This window comes from Streptomyces sp. SID12501 (genome assembly GCF_010550245.1).
Taxonomy (GTDB): Bacteria; Actinomycetota; Actinomycetes; order Streptomycetales; family Streptomycetaceae; genus Streptomyces.
This window is the reverse complement of the sequence record NZ_JAAGLU010000519.1, coordinates 1-472: the sequence shown is the minus strand read 5'-3', so window position 1 is coordinate 472 and position 472 is coordinate 1. Positions and strand designations below refer to the sequence as shown.

General features: G+C 71.8%; 1 protein-coding gene. It reads right to left on the bottom strand.

Features of this window, described 5'->3' with window-relative positions:
- Nucleotides 1-472: M13-type metalloendopeptidase (locus G3I71_RS47065; protein WP_164325083.1), on the bottom strand; the 472-nt coding region annotated here is incomplete at both ends.

Genomic DNA, 472 nt, shown 5'->3' with positions numbered 1-472 from the left:
GATGTTGCGCACGACGCCGTTGCAGCGGAACTCGTCGGGCGAGTGCGGGTCGGTCGCGAGCCGGCGGATCATCTCGGCGTCGCGGGCCTTGGTGCGCCACGAGTGCGCCCAGCCGACGAACAGCCGCTGCAGCGCCGTGAGCCCGTCGAGCACGGGTGCCTGGTCGATCGGGTGCCCGAGCGCGATCTCGTACGCACGGACCGCGATCGGGAGGCCGCCGAGGTCGCCGATGTTCTCGCCGATCGTGAGCTCGCCGTTGACGCGGTGGCTGCCGTCCAGCTGGCGCGGCGAGTACTGCGCGTACTGGTCGACGAGCGAGCGCGTGCGTCGCTCGAACTCGGCGCGGTCCTCGGCCGTCCACCAGTCGACGAGCCGGCCGTCGCCGTCGTACTTCGAGCCCTGGTCGTCGAAACCGTGGCCGATCTCGTGCCCGATGACCGCGCCGATGCCGCCGTAGTTCCCGGCGTCGTCC